The following is a 19,684-nucleotide window of genomic DNA, read 5'->3' as shown; positions in this document are numbered from 1 at the left end:
GAGTGAGTCCATGTATTTGCACAGCACCAATCAGACTGATTAAAAATAGGAGAAGGAAGTCGCTCGCTGTTAGAGAGTACTGGAATCCAATATTTAGACTGTAGGAAAATATCTCCAAGGTCTGAAATTGGGGTGAGTAGGCGGCACTATCAGGCTGTGTGTAAAGGTATCCAAAGGATAGAGCTGGTAAATAAAATGTCCCGTATCCTAATTTGGCGAACGGCCCTGGTAGTCCACTTACCATAGATCACGATAGGAAAAGAGGAGTATATGATTATTGGACAGCCGAAGTCAATCGTTGAGGTTCTAAATCCCAACTCAGAGGGCTCCAGTCGTCGGGATCATAGAGGTCGGCAGGGGGTTTCTCCAGTCCGTCGACGTGATCGGGGAAAACAGGACTGACGAGATCATCGTCGGCGTAGTCCTCGAAGAACTGGACCTGCTTTTTCGATTGCTTGTAGAAGAACGTTGTCGTCTGCCGCTTTACCTCCGGATGGACGTCTTTCACCGTGTGGCCAATAGTAGCGAAGTCGACCGAGAGTTTCGCAAACCGCTTCGAGAACGGCGAGAACTGGGATGCAACCTCGTGGGAGTTCGTCCGGGCATCGAAGTGGGTACTCCCCTCGTCGACGAAGACGAATTTCTGGACATCCGGGTTGTCTAGGCAGAACGTGACCAGCTCTTCGAGGGAGGTGATGGTGTGGTCGAAGGTCCGAACGTCGGCGTTCGAAATGGAGACGCCGTCGGGATAGACGGTTTGCCACGCTCGGTGCCAGTCGTGGAGGATGTGGCCGGTCTTCCCTGTGTTCGGCAACCCGAAGCCGGTGAGGAAAAGTGGGGCTTCGTTGTTCCGGACGCGGTTGATCAGCTCAAGTGTGTATGAGAACTCGTCGGCTTCGAGGTCCTGTTCAGTGATGCCGACCAGGTGGGAGAGGAGTTCGGGGCGCCCATCGAGGCCGTCCCGCGCGGCGCGGTTGTGGACGCCTTGAGCGAAGAGCGTTTGCAGCTCACCGCGGAGGGTGTCGGTGTCTTCTAGGAAGCTGATCGCGCCGCGGTGGTCGTTAGCGAGAGTGGATAGAGGTGTGGCCTGCGCGGGGGCGTCGAGGTCGCCGTCGATGGCCTCGGCGAGCTTGGCAGCTGTGAGGAGGTGTTCATCTACGTCAGTCATCGCCGGTTGCCTCCGAGGTCAGGTTCGGTGGATCGGGCTCGGTATCGGGGGCGAGGTCGGTATCGTCGGTGTCGGTGTGTTCGCCGCCATCGAGATCGTCGAGGTCGTCCGGGTCGAGGTCGTCGGTGGAGTCGACGAGACGATCCATCGCCTGCTGGATGGTCAAGCCGTCGGGAAGGCTGAACTCTTCCACGGCCTGCTGTACCTTCCGGGACTCCTGTTTGACGAGCCCGCGGACGATGACAGGCATCATCCGACGGAGGGTGAACCCGACTTCAGCATCCTCCTTCAGATTCTCGCGTTGCTCCTGGATGCGAGTGAACGCCGCGAGGAGTTCGCGATCACTGTACTCGCCGCGCCAGGTGCCGCGTAAGGTGCGTTCCTCGACATCAACGTCTTTGGCGAAGTAGAGTCCGGTGACCGGGTTGTCGAGACTGTATTCGGTCACTTCCCACTCATCGAGGGAGCCTGGAGGGAGACGATAGAGCGCCCCGGAATCAGGGTCGGTGACCTCCAAGTCGACGAGGTAGGTCCAGTCGGGATCGGGGAGAATCGTGGAGATATAAGGGCCGACCAAGATTCGACCGATAGCGAGGAAGATCCCAATAATGACACCCCCAAGGACGAGAGGGCGGGGTATCTCGGGAGTAAATCCGAGCCACCAGGCAAGACCGGCAACAATGATACCGAGTCCGAGGAGGGTGAGCAGTCGGGATGCAACGACCGAGATGATGAAGCGAACGGTGGACTCCTGGTCGTCAGGGTTGGGAGTGTCGCTCACGTCAACACCTCTGGCTCACCATCATGTTCACCGTAGCTGTAGCGGAGGTAGTAAATGGCCCCGAGGGCAGTCCCGAGAGAGGCGAGAAGTGCAGCGAGCTGGACGTCGCCTGCCGTCCAGGGACCACCGACCAGTACGAATTGGTCAGAGCTGAATGGGATAGCGTACAGGGATTCCTCGGCGCGGAGGGTGACCTGTGTTGCACCAGCACGGCTGGCGCTTTGGACGGCGACGGTGTGCCGCCCTGGGTCGAGCACGACGGTATTGCGGGGGACCTGCCCGAAGCCGTCGACGGCGCCGGAGAGCGTGACGGCAACAGGTTGATCCTCGACGACGACCGTGACGCGAGCCACGCCGTCTTGGTAGGTCCGGTCAACGAGCGAGACGTGTTCAGTGAGACGAACCGGACCATCAGCGAGGTTGAGGTCACCGTCGGAGGCGGGGCCAGGGGTTGTAGTGTTGGTTGCATTGGTCGGTGCTGCCTGCTGTGCCGTCGCCGGGGCGACGGTCGCGCCGAGGGCGGCGAGAAGCAGGAGTGTGACGAGTAGGAAACTCGTCGCCTGTCGGATTGGGGTATGGCGTGTCATGTACAAAAATGGGTGCGGGCAGGGGTGTTGGGTGGTTAGTCAGCGATACGGCTCGCGATCAGGAGCGCGAAGCCGATGATGAAGATACTCCCGAGTCCCCCAAATCCAAAGGGATTCGGAATGCCTGGAAGGCCGCCGCCAGCGGCGGCATCACGCATCTTCTGCTGGCGGCCTTCAGCCTCGGCGCGTTGCTCCTGACTCTTGTTCAGCGCCTCACGGTACTGGGTGGGGTCGGTGTGCTCGTAGTCGACCTGGGAGTACGCCACCTCAGAGACGGACTGTCCATCGGGGTCAGTCACGTTCGTGAGGGTGAAGTCACCCTCCAGTTCGACTATCTCGCGCCGGTCCATGTCAGCGACCAGCTGGGGGCCGGCGAGAGTCGAGGCATTGTAGGTGGTGCCGACAACGAACGACCCGCCGGACGGCTTCTCGTCAGAGAGCAGGATACCGCTGTACGTGGTGTTCCCGCTCGTGACGTTCATCGTCGCAACGCTGTCGAGGTCTTCGGGGTGACCGTACCCTGCCTCGATCATCGCGGTGACCGTGTACGTCCCCCAGCTCGCGTCGGGACCAAGCTGGTCCGCCGCGAACGTGGGGTCGATCAGGTCACCCGTGTCGATGGTTCCTTGCTGGTAGTCCTGGTGGGTGGCCTCGTACGTGTTGTCGATCTCTGTTTTGCGGTCTGCGGTCTTGTTGACGATAGTGTTCCAGCGAGTTTCCCACGTCGTGACGTTGACGACCGTGAAGGAATCAAAGTCAGACGAGGGAGCACGGACGACCATCTCATCCCAGTAGAACGGGCCAGTTGAGTACGAGTACCCGTTACCGTTCGCGTCGATGTACTCGCCATCATAGCCACCCTGGATAGGGCCGATGGTGTGCCACTGGTCGTCGCTGCCGGTGCCGGATTGTCCCATCGTCCACTTAGCGCGGATGACGGGGATCTCGACAGTCGTGCCGTTGACGAACGTGATGTTCTTTGTGTGGCCCAGCTCGACATCTTGGAACGTCGCGTAGTCGTCTCCGGAGATGGGCTCATTCACGCCTTTGAGAGGCCACGTCCGGTTTATCTGCGAGGTGTTCTCAGCAACGTCGAACGAGTTTTCGAAGGTGGCGTACGTGGTGCGCCACGACGTGACCAGCTGGGCCTGTCGACCGGACATGTAGTCCTCGACAGCGTCGTACCCTCGCTGGCGAGCGAGGCTGGTCGTGGTTCCGTTTTCGTACGCCCGGTACATGGCGTTTTGACCGAGCTTCCGAGCAACGGAGTCCGTGTCCGCGAGACGGTTTTTGAAGGTGTCCAGCAACTCATCATTTTTCTGCTCCAACGTCAGCATGTTGCCATGAATCGACGCTTTGGTTTCGAGCGCGTCGATTTTCGCCATCTCCTCCTCGGACGGTTGCGTGACGTGGTCAGCAACAGCCTTGGCGCCGACGCCAAGCACGACGCCCGCGGCGAGGCCAGCGAGTACCGAGGCGTCAGCAGAGCCGACCGGGGAGATGATAGCAGCGTCGAGGCCGGTGGTCTCTTCGACGGGCTCGGAGGCAGTCGGTGACTGCGCGAGCACGACCGCGCCCCCGGCGAGGCTCAGCACCATTAGCCAGGTGCCGACGAGCGCGAAGGCGCGACTCCGGTTCATCTGACAGCGACTCCCCAGGAGAATAGCACGGCCAGGAAGGCGGTAACACCCAGGAGGGGCTGATTGTTCGCCACCATATCAGTCACCTGCGGGACGAACCCGTGAGCGAGGATGACCACGGGGCCGGCGGCGATGGCAGCCTGCTCCCAGTCGCGATAGTTCCTGAACTCCTTGGTTTCCGAGCTGGCGAACGCGATAGCGTACGCGCCCAGCGAGATGTACATGGCGTGCTGGGCGGTCAGGGTGTAGTTGACCCACACGATCTCGACGGTGGCGATGCCGCCGAACTGGTACAGCGAGGCGAGAGCGAACACGATGGAGAACAGGGCGGGCACCGTCCGGAGGTTCTTGTAGTCCCCGAGGATGCCGCCCATGCTGTTGGAGTACGCCATTGGTTACTCCCTCGTGTAGACCGCGTAGTTGCGCCGCTCCTGGCCGTCGCGCTGGTAGGTGTCGTCGCAGGTGATGGCGATTTCCTCGCCGCGCTCGACGCCCTCCTGGTCGAGCTGCACGTCGATGCCGTCGGTCGACCACATGGCGACGCACTCGTCAGCGTCGACCTCGCCGTAGGGTTCGGTGAGGCGGAGTTCGAGCACGGTGGTGTCGTACTCGCCGCGGTCCTCCTTGCGAGCCAGGAGGATACCCTGGATCAGGTCGCCCAGCGCCGGGCGCTCGATCCAGTCGGTGTCGTAGTCGTCGGTCTGGTCGGGGGCCTCTGCTTTCGTGAACCCCTCAGGGGGGTTCGCTTGGTCGGTTGCCATGACCAACCGATGTTACTAGAGGTAAACACTAATAAAAGCGAATCAACAGAAGGAGGTCGGATGAGGAGTGAAAGACAAAATCACGCCTTTGTATTACGGAGAATTAACGTGCAATTTTGAGGACGCTCACATATCTATTTTCACAAAACAATTTAGAGAGTCAGAACAAACGAATTCAGTATGCCAGCGGACGGGGGAATCGGATTAAGAACTGTGGCCAGATTAGTGACTGTTCCAGTGCGGAAAGTAGTGGGTATGGCTAAGACAAAAAAAGAGTGGCAAAGAGAAGAGGTAGTGGAACCACTCTTGGATGAAATTGCCGAAGCATCAAGAGGAGATCTGCCGGGAAGTCGCGGGAGGAGGCGGTCTGAGTGGGAAGGGCTAAACGAAGCAATTCGTGATCGGGTACAACCGGATCTTCAGGCAATGTTTGGGGTATACGTTGATCACCTGACTGAACTGAATAATATTCACAAAAGAGAAGTTAGAATGGGTCGGGAGATGGTCTCGCTGTTCCCGGAGGGGAGAATGGAAGATGAAATCCCTGTGTTTCCTACGGAAACGGTCTCAGAAGCACACGGAGCCCAGCACAGCGATCCTGAGTTAATGACGGGTGAAGTCGTCGAATGGGTGTCTGAATTATGGGAAGGGTTCGAAAGCGCTGAGTCGGCAGCTGGCTTGGAGGCTAACCTGAGGTCGATGGCCCAACGTCCAGCCATTGGTTTCGGAGAAGGAGTGATCGATTACTGGGACACGAATCTTGAACACCCGCCCTGGAACGAACGGTTGTGGGAGTTACACAGGCAAGAAATTATTCGAGAATTCTACGAAATCAAGCAAGACCGGGAGCACCACCGCACAGAAGCGGTTCAAAAAGCAGGTCAAATAGAGGACCGTTTAAGAAAAAGAAACCGAGGGAGTCTTTTCCGATAATTATCAGTCATACCGGAAGGAGTATTACGATACGAAGTTAGGATAGGCTAAGTCGCTGTCCAAAGCGGATGGCACGTGGCACAAAAATATATAAACGAAGGCACATTTGAGTGCGAGTAACAAAGTGAAAAAAGGGAATAACGAGTAATATGAGCTCTGGCGTGTCCTCGTTAGCCCAGTTTGTGCCCAAAGACCTGCCACCGATAGAAACGGTTGTAGTCACCTCTACCTGCTCGCTATCAAATCCGGAAAACTCGGAAGAATTGTTATCGGATATCACTTCTCAGTTAGGAGTAGATATCCAGCGCTCCCATCGCGGAATAAAATATGATATATATGATATAAAATATAAGATACAAGTTAATTCACTGTCGACGAAAGGTGAATTTCCTCCAGAGCCATATGAAGATTCATCGGATAGAATTAGAATTAGTGCGGAGAGTGATTGTGACGGTAGAAATATCGAGGAATGCATTATCAGGTTATTCAGTACAGTTGAGGAGGTTAAAGAGGGGATTGAAATGTTGTGGAGTCGTGAGGGAAACACAAGCCTGACCATAGAACTGGAGGACACAGTGCCTACCGGGAAGAGTATTGAGCGGTTTGATTTGCGGATGGGAGATGGAATGCAAGCGGAGATCTTCGACAATCGAATCCGTATTCGAGGGGTCGCGAGAGAAGAGGCAGAGTCGGCAATCAATCTATTGGCTGAGATATTCAACTAAGGAGAATTTGGAAGGATGAACTGGTAGATGTAATCTTCGTAGTCACTCTCATTCCAATCACTGCCCCAAAATGCGACACGGTCCTGATTACTGGAGAGACCGACAGTATTCTCGTCATAGGATTGGGAGGCGAACTGGCGGAAAGTTGGTTGACTGCTCGGATTAGTTCTGATTTCTGTGGTCAACCCCGATTGTTCGATTTCACCTGAGAGAGTAGCATTGTCGATATATTCATCTGCATTATTCCAAGAACCGCGCATTCCGCCCTGCCCGTCCTGTGAGTACACTCTCGCAACAGTTGATGTGGTGATGGTCACTTTGGAGACCTCGTCTGGAGAGACGTTGATTATCTCCTGGGCATTTCGCAAGGCGCGTCCGCTGTGATTACCTAATAAAATGAAATACTGGTCTGTATACCGAACACGGGCTCGCTCAACATCAATATACCACGGAGATTCATCCTCTCTAGAGCCGCGTTGTTTGGGGGTGTCATATCGGATTGTACATGCGACACCTCGATTTGTACTGTGAACGTCTACGACGTCAGTCAAGAGAGAGTCTTCGATCTCAGGATGAGATCCGGTGTGTTGATAGTCGTCATTCACTCTATCTAACAAATCATTAGTATCAATCGGTGAGTCTAATTCGTATATGCTACATGATGTTGGCATTTAGTAATATGCAGGTAGACATAACATATAAAATTAACTGGATATGTTGAGTCGCTCTACTCTTGGTACATAAGATGGAGCAGTTCGCTCTCAACGAATCTGATCGTATCCTTCACGTCATAATTGCTGGGCTGATAGATTTCAACGTACCCCCCTTCAGTTATGAACATTTTAATAGATTCACTATTGAAGTCATACACTAAACCGACCTGGTTTTTATCACTAGTCCCCAAGATATCGCCAACCTCAGTATCTTGCATGACGCCGTCGCCGTGGATTATACCGTTCTCAGCGTTATTGCCCCGGTCACGGAACCCAACCTTCCAGACTAAAGCTTGGGGATGTTCGTCGGTAAACTCATTAACTCGTATATTACTGACGTTGATCTGTTTGTCTGTATGATTATTCAACAAATCAAATAGGAACGTTCCGGTACTACTCCGGACCATAAGAAAACTGCCCGATACGTGAAGGAATTCAGTATATCGCGTATATTTTTCTTCCTGCTCTCTTTGAACGATTTCACCACCATCAGTTATGTTTGTACTTTCTCTATTTCGAAGATCTTCGATGGCCGCTCGTCCTACTTGTGCAGTACGGCCATCCTCGAGAGAGAACTCTTGCCGAATTTCGATACACTGCTCAAGCGAATCGAACCTTGGATGATCATCGACGGAGACTTTTTGTCGGTAATTTTTAATGGGTGAGGTAGTCTCGACCGAGGCTATGACACCTGCTTGCATATGCTACTGTTAGATCTCTTCTACTTTATAATCGGTCATTCGTATTCGAGGTAGGAAACGACGAAGCCGATTGGGCTTCTTCGACAGTTTCAAGATCATAAGGCTGTGGTCCAATAGACATAACTGGCAGATCCCACTGAGCATATGCTCCAATATAGTCAATTACTATTCGATAGGACTTCTCAGCTGGGAGAGTTGACCGTAAGATTGGAGTGTCAATTTGAGATAATGCATACTTTACAGCGGAATTAAGATCAGTAAGGTCATTCCAGGAGCGGCGAGCCAAGCTGTCATACAGCTCCGGACATACAATTTGGTGGAGCGTTTGGAGCGAACAGTCACGGACGGCCTGGCGAACATCAGGATCCTGCTCTACGTGGTCATTCGGGTCGATAGCACCGGTTACTGTTTCTGAGCACGACCAGAATTGCTTGTTTGTGAGCCAGTAGAGGGCAAGCTTCCACGTCGCCGCCTTGTCCGCGTATGAGTCTCGTGAGTTATCATCCACCTGGAAGGATTCGGTAGCTTCGAGTAACGAGCCAAACGTGGCACTCAGGTACTTACCGAGGTATTTGCCCGCGGTGGACTCCCTGGCTACGGCATCGTCGTCGAACTCGATCAGCTCATGAGTACGGGTCTGTTGACGTATCCAGTCCTCGCCGTGGCCGTGGTCACCGAAGCGGTACCAGTCGACGAATCCCTCGGATTGGTCGAACTCAGGATCAAGATCGTCGAGGTCGTCCCGATAGGTGAGCGGGTAGGTGTCGACGATGCGGCCCTGGCCGTAGTCCATCCACTTCGAGGAGAGTTCGGCTTTGTCACAGAGCCAGGGCATCCCGTCTTTCTCCCGGGTGGGTACGTCGAAATAGAGAACGTGTAGGTGTGGGTAGCCCTTCTCGGTGAACTCCAGGGCCTTGATGTAGTCGAGCGATTCCCGAGGTCGTCCGGTCACTTCGTCGTCGAGCTCGGGACGCCAGTTGAGTACGGAGTCCTGGCGGGTGTCGGATTTGGTGGAAGGGTCCGACGAGAGATACTGCTGTAGCCGGTGGAAGTTCGGGTTGATACTTTCGATGGCTTCAAGCAGATTGGGAAACCGCTTCGGGTCGGTGGTGTAGGTTACTAAAACGGCGTTGTCGGCCTTCTTGTATCCGTGTTCGAGAGCGTCGTTAAAGCGGGCGAACTGCTTCCGGATGCGCCCGGGGTCATTGAACCGGGTCTTGTACCGCTTTGTCATCTGCCGTTTGTTCTCTGTGCCGCGCCCGACCAGGTGGACATCGAAGAGCAAGCGGTAGTCGTCAATGCGGTCGAGGTAGGATGTAAAACGGTCCTCCAGTCGTTCCCGGAGGTCGTCGTCGACTTTCGAGACGGTCTGAAGGCGCTTCCGGAGGAAATCGCCGTCTCGGAGGGTGTCGTCGGAACGGTGGACTGTTTCACTAATGCCTTCTGTAATCAAGTCAATAAGCGGAAGTTCGGGTGTCACCATGAGCACCCCGCAGTCTTGCGATTTCTCCACCAACGGTGGATCGTGGCTTGCCAGGTCGTCGACGAAGCGGTATGCAAACTGGTAGTCGGGGTCGGAGCCTTCGACGCGCTCACAGGCTTCCGGGGAGACTCCTTTGACCGCGTAGGAAACGACGTGTTTGAGCGGTGTACCCTCGGATTTGGAGGCGATGAACTTTGCAATCCGGCAGCGGTCGGTGTCGCGTTCTGTGAGCGACCCGTCGAGCAGCTGGCCGTAGCCGAGGAGATCGCGCTCTTCCAGGAGGTCCGCTAAGACGGGAGTGTTACATCTGTCCGCGAGGTCGAGCCCGCCCAGGTGGCCTGGAGGCTCGACGAGATCCATTCAGAATTAGTCGAGGGAGGGAGCCGACTGCGCGGGCTGGCCGCGCGCGTGGTCGGGCAGGTGGTGGGTGAGGGAGTCCAACGACTCGGGGTCGTGCGCGCAGTAGCAGCGCCGGCACTGCTTGGTCTGTGCCGGTCCCGAGTCGACGGGGTTGATGCAGTTGGACTGGCAGCGCCGATGGCGGCAGCTGTAGGCGACGAAGCGCGACCAGTCGGTCACGGGGCATCACCACCCTCGGCGGCCTCGATGGCGCGACGGACATCTCCGTCGGTAGCGCCGCTGGCGCGGAGCCGTGAAGCGCGGACGAACTCATTGCGCGGGAACGGCCAGTCTTCGGGGGAGGGACCCCCCTGAGCCGGATTGAACGCCCGACGGCGAAGGCGTCCACTACGTTTGCTTGTGGGTTGATGAGCGGGGGGTGTATCCGTGCGTTCGGAATTCTCCCGATTGTCGGCGGTAGAGTGGCTTAGGCGCAGCTCCTGAGAAAGCTGGAAACGGGAAGAATTCGAGATGGGCCAACGCGGATTTGAACCGCGAACCTCCCGGTTATCAGCCGAGCGCTCAACCTGATTGAGCTATTGGCCCGGGCGAGCGCATTCGGACGTACCGGAGTTGTCCTGTTAAGCGTTTCTTTTGGATGGCGGGAGTGCGATGGAGCGACGGAGAACGTCAGAGACAGCAAGAAAGCGCCCGACCCCTTTCAGTCCCGCGAACCATGCGAACGGCAGCGGAGCTACCGTGAGCAGATGACGAGAGACGGCACTGCCGTCTCTCGGACCACGTCTGCGGCGCCTCGGCCCGTGCGAACGGGCCGTGCGCGGCGCGGAGTGCCGCGATGGCGGGGCGGTTGCACCGCCCCGCTGCCCGTGAGCAGACACCGCAGCCGGCCAGCGGGAGGCGAGGAGCACAGCGAGAGTCACGCGAGGCGAAGCCGAGCGTGACGTCGAGAGACGAGCAGGCGAGTCTCTCGGTACCCGGGAGCCGAGACGGTCGGGGCTTTCTTGCTGTTCCCAGGTCCAGAGGGCGCAGTTGCTGCAAGGCCACACGACAGATCCGCACGTCACGCAGAGAACTCAGCGCTGCCGGTCGTCGTCGGAGCCGATGTCGTAGGCGTCCTCGTCGAGGTCGTGGACGTCCTCGCCGCCCGGCCCGCCGGGACCCGGGCCGGGACCGGGGCCCTGACCCTGCCCTGGACCCTGCTGACCGCCCTCGCCGGGGAAGCCGCCGACGTAGACGTTCCCGGTTGCGAAGCCGCCCGTCTTGGCGTCGACGTAGGGGACGACCACCCACCGCTTGACCGCCAGCCGGACCGGGTACCGCGTCAGCGGGACCACGAGCAGGAGCCCGACGGCGTCGGTGACGAGCCCCGGAGTGAGCAGGAAGCCGCCGGCGACCAGCAGCAGGGCGGCGTCGAGGAGTTCGTCGGTCGGAGGCTCGCCCTGCGCGAGCTTCTGTTGTATCTTCCGGAGCGTGTGCCGTCCCTCCGCGCGGGCGAGCAACAGCCCCACCAGCGCCGACAGCACCACCGCCAGCACCACTACCTCCCAGCCGATGACCCCCATCAGGACCACCAGCAGGAGGATGTCGAGGATGGGAATGAGCAACAGCACCCCGATGATCCGAAGCATACGCCGAGTAGCTCCCCCGGCCGGAAACGCTTTTCGAGCTATCGCGGCCCAGATTCCACCTCTCAGAATCACTCGCACTCACTAAATTGCTCTACACCGTCTGTAGTATGTCAGAAAGAACAGTGTCCAGCAGGTACTCCTCGTGCCAATTGATCCCTTCGCGCTGGTTGTTCTCCGGCTCGGTGAAGCGAATCTCCATCTTGCCGTCTGCGGCCTCTGCGATAGGTATCAGGTACTGTTCCGAGAGTACCGGATTGTGGACTGCGAAGAAATCTATCGTATCACGGTAGTCGTCCCGAACGTATCCATCACTCCGTGCCCGAGTACTGACAGTCTCGAACAGTACTGTTCCCCCTTTGGGGCTGGGGTACGCCGTCTTCGCCTGTATCTTGTAGAAAGTATCCTCGATCTCAGCGACGAAATCGTAGGGCTCGTTGTCGTATTCTGGAACGAGAACAGGGGTGTCTCTCACCACAAACTGTGCCTTCAGAAGTGCTTCGGTCGCCTGGCCTCGCTTCTGTGTCTCTTCGAGTTTGTTGAATTGCCTGGCGAATTCTTCAATGATATTTACAGATAAGGCTGATAAGTAACTATTCGCCGAGTGAGGTGAAACTGGAAGTGTGGCCTGATGAGAAGCGCCGCCGCCAGGGCTCGAACCGATGCAAGACGGTCCTGCTCGCTCCCTCCGGTCGCTGCGCGGGCTGCGTCTTCCGTGTTCGAGCCCTATGAATTGCCACACCGACGGTGCTGTCGCTCGGCAGCGGAACGCCTCGCAGGAACCGTCGGGTACGCCGCCGCCAGGGCTCGAACCTGGGACAACCACGTATCTGCGGCACGCAGGTGACCTACGGGCCGTAACAGCGTGGTGCTCTACCAGCTGAGCTACGGCGGCTCAACTCACCGTAGTCGGAACCGTCCAAAAGGCGTTTCGCTTTCCCGCGGTACCGACACGCTTTCACGCACCCCTCCCGACACCCAGCACATGTCCGAGGACGACTTCGCGGCGGTGACGGCGACGGTCCGCGGGCGGGTCGTCCCCACAGCGGAGGAACGCCGCCGGCTCCGGGAGACCGTCGCCGCCCTCGCCGAGCGCGCCGAGGCCGCCGTCGCTGACCTGCCCGTCGACGCCGAAATCCTCCAGGTCGGCTCGACCGCACGGGACACCTGGCTCGCCGGCGACCGCGATATCGACCTCTTTGTGGCCTTCCCGCCCGACCTCGACCGCGAGCATCTCGAGGAGTACGGCCTCCAGGTCGGGCACGCCGTCCTCCCGGACGGCCACGAGGAGTACGCCGAACACCCCTACGTCGTCGGTACCTACGACGGCTACGACGTCGACCTGGTCCCCTGTTTCGACGTCGCGGACGCGACCGCCATCCAGTCGGCGGTCGACCGCACCCCCTTTCATACCCGCTACCTCGAAGACCGTCTCGACGACGACCTGGCCGACGAGGCCCGGGTCGCCAAGCAGTTCTGCAAGGGGATCGGCGTCTACGGCAGCGACCTCCGGACCCGCGGGTTCTCGGGCTTTCTGCTCGAGTTGCTCGTCTGCGAGTACGGCGGGTTCCGCCCGCTCGTCGCTGCCGCCGCCGACTGGCACCCGCCGGTCGAACTCGACCCCGAGAGCCACGGCGCTGTCTCCTTCGACGACCCGCTCGTCGTCGTCGACCCGACCGACCCCGAGCGCAACGTCGCCGCGGTCTGCTCGGCCGAGAACGTCGCCCGGCTCCAGCACTACGCCCGCGAGCTGCTCGCCGGCCCCCGTGTCGGCCTGTTCGAGCCTGCCGACCCCGACCCGCTGGACGCCGCGGCCGTCCGCGAGCACGTCGCCGCCCGGGAGACGACGCCGCTGGCCGTCCGGTTCGAGGCCCCCGACCTCGTCGAGGACCAGCTGTGGCCCCAGCTCGAGAAGTCACTCGCCGGTCTGGTTGACGAACTCGACCGCCGGGGGTTCGAGGTGCTCCGGGCCGAAGCGCTGGCCCGCGAGGACGCCGCGGATGCCGCGCTCTTTCTGGAGCTTTCGGTCGCCGACTTGCCGGCCGTCGAGCGCCACGAGGGGCCGCCGGTCCACGTCAGCGAGCACGCCCGGAACTTCCTCGACGCCTACGCCGACACCGACACCTACGGCCTCTTCATCGACGGCGACCGCTACGTCGTCGAGCGCGAGCGGGACGTCGCGTCGGCGGCCGCGTTCTGCCGGAGCGACCGGCTGTTCGACGTCGCGCTCGGCGCGGGCGTCGGGTCCGCCCTGCGGGAGGGATACGAGGTGTTGACCGGCGAGGCCGTCGCCGACCTCGCAGGCGCGTTCGGGGTCGAACTGGCCCGCTACTTCGCGCCACGGCCCTGACTCGACGGTTCTGGCGAGCCCTACTCGCCGAATCCCTGGCCGGCCACCGCGTCGATGACGTTGCGCGCGCTGCTGCCGACCTCTGCTCCCTCCTCGACAGGCTCGTAGCCGTCGAAAACTTCGTGGACCATCGTGACGCTGTTGGCGAGGGTGTCGAGGTCGTACCCGCCCTCCAGGACGAAAGCCAGCGCCGCGCCGGCCTCGTCGGCGAGGGTCCGGACCCGGTCGGTCAGCAGGCCGTAGCCCTCCGTCGAGACGCGCATCCGCGAGATGGGGTCGTGCTCGTGGGCGTCGAAGCCCGCGCTGATGACCAGCAGGTCGGGGTCGAACCCGCGCAGCGCCGGCCCGACCACGTCGTCCAGCGCCGCCAGGTACGCGCCGTGGGTCGTCCCCGGCGGGAAGGGGACGTTCAGGTTCGTCCCCTCGCCGGCTCCCTCGCCGGTCTCGTGGACCTTCCCGGTCCCGGGGTAGAGCCCGGACTCGTGGATGGAGACGTAGAAGACGTCGCCGCGGTCGTAGAAGATGTCCTGTGTCCCGTTGCCGTGGTGGACGTCCCAGTCGAGGATGGCCACCCGGTCGACGCCCGGTCGCTCGTCGAGGGTCGCCTGGGCGGCGACGGCAGCGTTGTTGAAAAAACAAAAGCCCATGGCGTCGTCCTCGACGGCGTGGTGCCCCGGGGGTCGCCCCAGCGAGAAGGGGGTGTCCCGACCCGCGTCGCCCTCGAGGGCAGCCTCGACGGCCCACTCCGCGAGGCCGGCGCTCGCCAGCGCCGCCTCGAAGGTCTCCTCGACGGCGACGGTGTCGGCGTCCCAGTTGCCGCCGCCGCCGGCACAGAACGCCTCCAGGTCGTCGACGTAGTCGCCGTCGTGCACCGCGAGCACGTCCCCGATGTCGGCCGACGCGCCCTCGACGTAGCTGACGCCGTGGTGGTCGGCGAGCGCGCGCCGGACGGCCCGGATCCGGTCGGGACTCTCCGGGTGGCGCGGCCCGGTCTCGTGGTCGAGGCAGACCTCGCGGTGGCCGTATCTCATTCGAAGTACTGTCCGAGCTCGAAGTACGTCGCCACGTCCTCCGCCTTCACTGTCCGGCGGTCGGCGTGGCGGGCGAGCGTCGCTGCGGCGGCGGCGACGTCGTCCGCGAACGACTCCAGAAGGGTCGCCAGCGCGACCCGTGCGTCCATCGCGACCCGGTAGCGGTCGTCGATCTCCAGGCGGGCGATCCGGTCGACGGGCGCGATCGGCAACTCCAGGCTGTCCTTGTCCGGGACGCGCTCGACGCCGAAGTCCGCGGCCATCAGCGTCTTGCGTCCGTCTTCGGTGGCGTCCTCGGCCGCGTCGGCGGCCAGGCGCGCCCCACGCGTCTGGATGCGCCGGGCGAGCTCCGCGGTCGCCCCCCTGCTCACGCGCAGGTCCCCCGCGTTCCGCCGGATCACCGCGTCCACCGGCGCGAACGGTAGCTCGACGCTCATACCGCACAACGGGAGTGTTGCGGTCTTAAGAGTTTCCTACACGCGCTACCGGACCTCGTCGGCCTCCAGCGTCCCGTCTGTCAGCCGGCCGCCGACCGTGACCTCCTCACCCAGCTGGAGCCGGGCGTCGGTCCGGACGGTCATGGTCTCCGTCCCGTCGTCCAGCACGACCGGGTCGCCCGTCTGGACGACCGTCCCCGTGAACTCGACGCGTTCGGCGGCCGCCTGCCCGGCGTCCTCCCCCGACGGCTCGCCGCCCGTTTCCCCGTCGCTCGCGCCCTGACTCGCGGCCGGCCCCTCGCCGTCGGCGAAGGCGTCCAGTCCCGGACTGTCGTCGCCGCCCGAGTCCGCCTGGCTGCCGGACCGGTCGCCGGCCTCCATCCCGCGCCCCGGGGCCGTCTCGTCCGTGGCGTCGCCGGCCTCCACGTCGGAGCTGCCGACGTCCGCGCCCGTGCTCGCGTCGTCGAGGACGACGACCGTCGACCGCCAGTTCGCGGAGGCCTCCAGGTCGTCCTGGAAGCCGTCCTCGACCTCGACGTCGGCCGCGAGCACCTCGTCACCGGGCGCGAGGTCGATATCGGCCTTCCCGCCCCACAGCGCCACGCGCATGTCCCCGGTGTCGTCCTGGATGCGGACGTTCCGGACCTGCCCCTCCGAGCCGTCGTCCCGGTCGAACGTCCGGACGGGGTCCGTCGACCGGACCACGCCCGCGAGGTCGACTGTCTCGCCGATCTCCGCCTCCGCGATGGGGTCGGCGTCGGGCTCGTAGGCCACCTCGCCCTCGACCTCCTCGACGGCGCCGCGGTCGCCGACGTGCAGCTCCAGGTCGCCCTCGCGCTCGCGGACGTAGCCGTCGACGACCTCGACGGCCGTCCCGGGGTCGAGCTCCTCCGCACGGTCGGCCCTCTCGTCCCACAGCGTGACCCGCACCCGCCCGGTCTCGTCGCCGAGCGTGAGGTTCGCGACGCGCCCCTCCGAGCCGTCGTCCCGGTCGAACGTCCGCACCGAGTCGGTTCCGAGCACCAGCCCCCGGAGCGTGACGTCGGACTGGCCCATCGTCAGCGACTCGACGGTCGTCTCGCCGTCGAGGTCGACGTCGATCGTGGCCTCCTCGTCGGGCTCGGCCTTGTCGACGCTCACCTCGAGCCCGTTGTACCCCTCCTTCGGGCGGCCCTTGACCCGGAGAACGTCGCCGGGCTCGAGCCCTCCGTCGGCAACCGACTGGGCCTGCTCGTCCCAGAAGGCAAGCCGGACCGCGCCGGTCTCGTCGGCGGCCTCGACGTTGACCACGCGACCCTCCCCGTCGTCGCGCTCGAAGGTGCGCAGCTCCCCCACCGAGACCACCTTGGCGATGAACTTCACCTCGTCCATGGTGGGCTCGATGTCCGCGACCTGGCCGACCTCGCTGTCGGCGAGCTCGTGGGCGATGAGCATCGCGGCCGTCTCCTCGTCGGCGAGGCCCCCCATCTGCTCGACTTTCGCCTCCACGGCCTCGCGGAACTCCTCCTCGGAGACGTCCGCGTCGAGGTCCTCGTACACCTCGTCGATTGCACCCATTAGTGTGCGATGGACACGGCTGTATGCTGTTTAAGCGTTGCCGTTAGCCGGAACGGATGCGGCCTCGACGCCGTCGCGGGCGCGAGCTCCCCGTCCCGTGCCGTGGTCACGGTCATACCCGTGCTGGCCCCGTCCTCCTACAAAAGGTCCGGGATGGGGGTCCCGGCAAGCGCGGAGATTTAGTGTCCCCCGGCCGGACCGTCAGGGCGTGTCCACCGCGGCGGTCGCCCGGCTGACGGCCCGCTTCGGCCAGCGCCGGGTGGCGCTGGCGGCCGTCGGGGTGGCCGTCGCCGCCGCCAGCACCAGCGCCATCCTCATCCGGCTCAGCGCGGCCCCCGAGCCGGCGATGGCCTTCTATCGCGTGTGCTTCACGACGCTGCTCCTGCTCCCGCTTGCCCGCGGCAGCGGGGGGTCGTTCTCCCGCCGGGACCTGCTCGTCGCCGGCGTCGCGGGGCTGGCGCTCGCGGCTCACTTCGCCACCTGGTTCGCGAGCGTCGACCTCACCACGGTCGCCGCCTCGGTGACCCTGGTCCAGACCCAGCCGCTCTTCGTCGCCGCCGGGGCCGTCTTCCTGCTTGGGGCGACGCTGGGCCGCCGGACCGTCGTCGGCATCGCGCTCGCCATCGCCGGTGTGGTCGTCCTCTCGGCGGACGGCCTCTCGGGTACCGTGGCGCCCGACCCCCTGCTCGGGAACGCGCTCGCACTGGTGGGCGCGGTCGCGGCCGCCGCCTACGTCCTCTCCGGCCGGAGCGTCCGCCAGCGCGTCCCGCTCGTTCCCTACGTGCTCGTCGTCTACACCGTGGCGGCGCTGGGCCTGCTCGCGGTCGCGCTCGCGACCGACGCCGCCCTGCTCGGCTACCCACCCCGCGAGTGGGCGCTCTTTCTCGGGATGGCCGTCGGCCCCGGCATTCTGGGCCATACGCTGATCAACTGGGCGCTCGAACACGTCGAGTCGACGGTCGTCAGCGTCTCGCTCGTCGGCGAGCCGGTCGGCAGCGCCACACTCGCCGCGCTCCTCTTCGGCGAAGTTCCCGGGATACTGACACTTGCCGGCGGCGCGGTCGTCGTCGCCGGCATCGTGCTCGTGGCGGTCTCGCGGGAGTGACGGTCAGGAGCCGTCGCCCGCCGACGCGCTCCCGTGTGCCGCCGCGCCGACGCCCTGACCGTCGTGCGAGACCGACGCCTCCCGCGGGAGCCCGCCCGAAAAGTCCACCGTGGCCTCGTAGTCGATGAAGATGACTTGGTCCGCACAGGCCTCGCCCTCCGTCCCCGGGCGGTCCACCGTGACGACGTCGACCGCGAGCGCGTCGGCCTCCGGGTCGTACGTGACGTCTCCGAGCGCGGCGGTCTTGCAGCGGTCGTCGCCCTGGACGGTGCCCCGGACCCGGACCTCGTTTGCCTCCGTCCGGAACGCGATGTCGGCGGTCGTGTCCGTGGTACCGGAGGAGACGTCCGTCACTGTCAGCGAGGAGCCCTCCAGCACCGGCGGCGAGTCGTCGGTCCCGCCGTCCGAGCCGGAGCGGCCGTCGCCAGCGTCGTCGGTCTCGGAGCCGTCGTCGGTCCCGTCCTCCTCGCCCGGCGGCGTCGCCGAGGCGCTGTCGTGGGCCGCCGAGGCCAGTCCCTGGCCGTCGTGGGCGACGGAAGCCTCGCGGGGGACGTCGCCGGTGAACGTGATGCTCGCCTCGTAGTTGACCCCGCCGACACACTCCACGCAGGCATCGGAGCCGTCGTCTTCGGTTCCGATGTCGACGCGCAGCCGGTCCTCGCCGGCGTCGTAGCTCGCCTCCCGGAGGGTAGCCACGTGGCAGGGGGTCGAGGCCTCGATGACGCCGGTGACGACGACGCGGCCGGCTTCGTCGTTGAACTCGATGTCAGTCCGCTGGTCGCCCGAGAGACAGTCCGCCCCAACTGTTCGGACCGACGCGTCCGCGATGGCCGTCGACCCGTCCCCGCCACCGTCGCCGTCTCCGGTACCGTCGCCGTCCCCGGAGCCGTCGTCCGTTCCCGGGCTCTCCGGGTCGTCTGCGCTTCCTGTACAGCCGGCGACGGCGAGGGCGCCGACGCTCGCGGCCGCTCCGAGCACCTCGCGGCGGTTCAAGCTCGTCATATCTGCGTAGAGTAAGCCCGGTAAAAAGCTCCTTGTGACGGCTCAAACGCTCGTTTGAGTCACCGCTGGACGTCCCAGCTGCCGTCGTCGTTTACCTCGACGACGGCGTCGAACAGCCCTTTCAGCGTCGCCAGCGTCTGGGCGTCGTGGGCGTCGGGGTCGATGTGGAAGTGGCCGACGCCACCGACGGTCTTGACACGTCCGGTCACGACGTGGAGAAAGCGAAAGCCCCGCTGGAGGTCGGCGTACTGGAGCAGGGAAGTGATGGAGTTGAAACAGACGGCGATGTGCTCGCTCTCGTCGGAGGCCGACGCCATCCCCGAGAGGAGTTCGCTCAGCTCGATCCCCACGCCGGTCAGGTCCGAGGGGTTCTCGACGGGCTTGACCGCCCACGAGGCGTCGTCGCTACCGGCCTCCCCCTGACCGACGCTGACGATCCCCCCGCGGACCGGCGGGACTCCCACGTGGTCGTCCCAGTCCTCGACGAGTTCGGCCGGGGTCTGGGTGTAACTGACCACGAGCACGTTCGTTTCGGACGGCGGCCGCTCCGCGAGCAAGTCGAAACAGACCTCGTCGCTGTGGCCGCCCAGAGACGGGGCTAGGAGGAGCACGTTGGAGACGCCCGAGAGGGTCGACAGGTCAGGCGCCGTCCCGTCGGCTGTCCCAGCCCGTTCGGACATACGGGAACGTTGGCTCGGATGATTATAAGAATGCTGATTGAACGT

The 19,684-nt window shown here is 62.5% G+C and carries 20 protein-coding genes and 2 tRNA genes; 4 read left to right on the top strand and 18 right to left on the bottom strand.

The window, feature by feature from the left end; translation table 11 throughout:
• Window positions 1-274 precede the first annotated feature (274 nt).
• Genes GN153_RS01840 through GN153_RS01815 form a run of 6 tightly spaced genes read right to left on the bottom strand, consistent with a single transcriptional unit; the run spans window position 275 to window position 4,937 of the window.
• Window positions 275-1,168 carry a hypothetical protein gene (locus tag GN153_RS01840; RefSeq protein ID WP_159899196.1) on the bottom strand — a complete coding sequence of 298 codons (894 nt, stop codon included), beginning with the start codon at window positions 1,166-1,168 and terminating at the stop codon, window positions 275-277.
• The gene (locus GN153_RS01835; protein WP_159899194.1) at window positions 1,161-1,949 is read right to left on the bottom strand and encodes a hypothetical protein; all 789 of its coding nucleotides are present in this window, start codon (window positions 1,947-1,949) and stop codon (window positions 1,161-1,163) included. The genes GN153_RS01840 and GN153_RS01835 overlap by 8 nt, the downstream gene beginning before the upstream one ends.
• The gene (locus GN153_RS01830; protein WP_159899192.1) at window positions 1,946-2,536 is read right to left on the bottom strand and encodes a hypothetical protein; all 591 of its coding nucleotides are present in this window, start codon (window positions 2,534-2,536) and stop codon (window positions 1,946-1,948) included. The genes GN153_RS01835 and GN153_RS01830 overlap by 4 nt, the downstream gene beginning before the upstream one ends.
• Window positions 2,537-2,571: 35 nt before the next feature.
• The gene (locus tag GN153_RS01825; protein WP_159899190.1) at window positions 2,572-4,176 is read right to left on the bottom strand and encodes a hypothetical protein; all 1,605 of its coding nucleotides are present in this window, start codon (window positions 4,174-4,176) and stop codon (window positions 2,572-2,574) included.
• Window positions 4,173-4,568 (bottom strand): hypothetical protein, encoded by a 396-nt coding sequence (locus GN153_RS01820; RefSeq protein WP_159899188.1) that lies wholly within the window; start codon window positions 4,566-4,568, stop codon window positions 4,173-4,175. The genes GN153_RS01825 and GN153_RS01820 overlap by 4 nt, the downstream gene beginning before the upstream one ends.
• Before the next feature lie 3 nt (window positions 4,569-4,571).
• Window positions 4,572-4,937, bottom strand: coding sequence for a hypothetical protein (locus tag GN153_RS01815; RefSeq protein ID WP_159899186.1), 366 nt, complete (start codon window positions 4,935-4,937; stop codon window positions 4,572-4,574).
• A 180-nt stretch (window positions 4,938-5,117) separates the two neighbouring features.
• Between GN153_RS01815 and GN153_RS01810 the strand changes: the two genes are divergently transcribed.
• A complete protein-coding gene (locus GN153_RS01810; RefSeq protein WP_159899184.1) occupies window positions 5,118-5,870 on the top strand; it encodes a hypothetical protein in 753 nt (250 codons plus the stop codon).
• Between the two features lie 149 nt (window positions 5,871-6,019).
• Complete coding sequence (locus GN153_RS01805; protein WP_159899182.1) at window positions 6,020-6,595, top strand: hypothetical protein; 576 nt, start codon at window positions 6,020-6,022, stop codon at window positions 6,593-6,595.
• On the opposite strand, the gene GN153_RS01800 is transcribed toward GN153_RS01805, so the two are convergent.
• The 7 genes from GN153_RS01800 to GN153_RS01770 all read right to left on the bottom strand — a co-directional run bounded on the left by GN153_RS01800 (window position 6,592) and on the right by GN153_RS01770 (window position 12,372).
• A complete protein-coding gene (locus tag GN153_RS01800; protein WP_159899180.1) occupies window positions 6,592-7,266 on the bottom strand; it encodes a hypothetical protein in 675 nt (224 codons plus the stop codon). The two genes, GN153_RS01805 and GN153_RS01800, sit on opposite strands and share 4 nt — an antisense overlap.
• 56 nt (window positions 7,267-7,322) lie before the next feature.
• Window positions 7,323-8,009 (bottom strand): hypothetical protein, encoded by a 687-nt coding sequence (locus GN153_RS01795; protein WP_159899178.1) that lies wholly within the window; start codon window positions 8,007-8,009, stop codon window positions 7,323-7,325.
• A gap of 25 nt (window positions 8,010-8,034) precedes the next feature.
• Window positions 8,035-9,852 carry a hypothetical protein gene (locus GN153_RS01790; protein WP_159899176.1) on the bottom strand — a complete coding sequence of 606 codons (1,818 nt, stop codon included), beginning with the start codon at window positions 9,850-9,852 and terminating at the stop codon, window positions 8,035-8,037.
• A gap of 511 nt (window positions 9,853-10,363) precedes the next feature.
• Window positions 10,364-10,437, bottom strand: a tRNA-Ile gene (locus GN153_RS01785).
• A gap of 488 nt (window positions 10,438-10,925) precedes the next feature.
• Window positions 10,926-11,480: an FxsA family protein gene (locus tag GN153_RS01780; RefSeq protein WP_159899174.1), complete on the bottom strand. Its 555-nt coding sequence runs from the start codon at window positions 11,478-11,480 to the stop codon at window positions 10,926-10,928.
• Window positions 11,481-11,571: 91 nt separating this feature from the next.
• Entirely contained in the window at window positions 11,572-12,042 is a 471-nt protein-coding gene (locus tag GN153_RS17745) for a group I intron-associated PD-(D/E)XK endonuclease (RefSeq protein ID WP_159899764.1), read from the bottom strand.
• 227 nt (window positions 12,043-12,269) lie between these two features.
• Window positions 12,270-12,372, bottom strand: a tRNA-Asn gene (locus GN153_RS01770).
• A gap of 90 nt (window positions 12,373-12,462) precedes the next feature.
• Here GN153_RS01770 and cca point away from each other — a divergent pair.
• Entirely contained in the window at window positions 12,463-13,827 is a 1,365-nt protein-coding gene (gene cca, locus GN153_RS01765) for a CCA tRNA nucleotidyltransferase (RefSeq protein ID WP_159899172.1), read from the top strand.
• Between the two features lie 20 nt (window positions 13,828-13,847).
• Here cca and GN153_RS01760 read toward each other — a convergent pair whose 3' ends face one another.
• The 3 genes from GN153_RS01760 to GN153_RS01750 are packed head-to-tail and all read right to left on the bottom strand — an operon-like array spanning window position 13,848 to window position 16,852.
• Window positions 13,848-14,858 carry a histone deacetylase family protein gene (locus GN153_RS01760; protein ID WP_159899170.1) on the bottom strand — a complete coding sequence of 337 codons (1,011 nt, stop codon included), beginning with the start codon at window positions 14,856-14,858 and terminating at the stop codon, window positions 13,848-13,850.
• Window positions 14,855-15,295: a histone gene (locus GN153_RS17845; protein WP_159899168.1), complete on the bottom strand. Its 441-nt coding sequence runs from the start codon at window positions 15,293-15,295 to the stop codon at window positions 14,855-14,857. Before GN153_RS17845 ends, GN153_RS01760 begins: the two co-directional genes overlap by 4 nt.
• 45 nt (window positions 15,296-15,340) lie before the next feature.
• Window positions 15,341-16,852, bottom strand: coding sequence for a single-stranded DNA binding protein (locus GN153_RS01750; RefSeq protein WP_159899166.1), 1,512 nt, complete (start codon window positions 16,850-16,852; stop codon window positions 15,341-15,343).
• A gap of 232 nt (window positions 16,853-17,084) precedes the next feature.
• Between GN153_RS01750 and GN153_RS01745 the strand changes: the two genes are divergently transcribed.
• On the top strand, window positions 17,085-17,957 hold the full coding sequence (locus tag GN153_RS01745; RefSeq protein ID WP_159899762.1) for a DMT family transporter: 873 nt from the start codon (window positions 17,085-17,087) through the stop codon (window positions 17,955-17,957).
• A gap of 3 nt (window positions 17,958-17,960) precedes the next feature.
• On the opposite strand, the gene GN153_RS01740 is transcribed toward GN153_RS01745, so the two are convergent.
• Together GN153_RS01740 and GN153_RS01735 are read right to left on the bottom strand one after the other, a co-directional pair.
• Window positions 17,961-18,959: a hypothetical protein gene (locus tag GN153_RS01740; RefSeq protein WP_159899164.1), complete on the bottom strand. Its 999-nt coding sequence runs from the start codon at window positions 18,957-18,959 to the stop codon at window positions 17,961-17,963.
• Between the two features lie 59 nt (window positions 18,960-19,018).
• Window positions 19,019-19,639, bottom strand: a complete 621-nt coding sequence (locus GN153_RS01735; protein WP_159899162.1) for a DUF7504 family protein — start codon at window positions 19,637-19,639, stop codon at window positions 19,019-19,021.
• Window positions 19,640-19,684 lie beyond the last annotated feature (45 nt).

Origin of the sequence: Salinirussus salinus, from assembly GCF_009831455.1 — an archaeon.
Classification (GTDB): domain Archaea; phylum Halobacteriota; class Halobacteria; order Halobacteriales; family Haloarculaceae; genus Salinirussus; species Salinirussus salinus.
The sequence above is the reverse complement of the archived record's forward strand: the minus strand, read 5'-3'. Positions and strand labels throughout refer to the sequence as shown.